At 63.5% G+C, this 364-nt stretch carries 1 protein-coding gene; it reads right to left on the bottom strand.

What is annotated here, in order from left to right; translation table 11 throughout:
- On the bottom strand, window positions 1-341 hold a 341-nt coding region (locus QP381_RS08645), incomplete at its 3' end, for a transposase (protein ID WP_285068547.1).
- Window positions 342-364 lie beyond the last annotated feature (23 nt).

Raw genomic sequence — 364 nt, 5'->3', positions numbered from 1 at the left:
CGTGCGATGCGTCTGACGAGTTCGATGATGCCGTTGATGGCTTCGGTGCTGCCGTTGGTCGCACCGCCGGTGGTGAAGTAGCCCAGGAACGCGTTGCGCCACTGGTTGAGGGTCCGCCCAAGGCGGGCGATCTCGGGGATCGGGCATGACGGGAAGGTGGCGAGGAGCTGTTCAGCGAGTTTCCGGCCTTGGGTGGGTGTGGGCTGGTGGTAGATCGCACGCAGTTGTTGCGCGTATTGCCACGCGACCTCGACGCTGACGTGTTCGTCACGAGCGGAGAACGCTGCTTCAAGCCGTTGTCGCTGCTTGTCGGTGAGTCGTTCCTGCGCATCACCCCACACCCACGCTCAAGTACGAAGAGCCG

Origin of the sequence: Pauljensenia sp. UMB6358, from assembly GCF_030216865.1 — a bacterium.
In the GTDB taxonomy this organism is placed as follows: Bacteria; Actinomycetota; Actinomycetes; order Actinomycetales; family Actinomycetaceae; genus Pauljensenia; species Pauljensenia turicensis_A.
The sequence above is the reverse complement of the archived record's forward strand: the minus strand, read 5'-3'. Positions and strand labels throughout refer to the sequence as shown.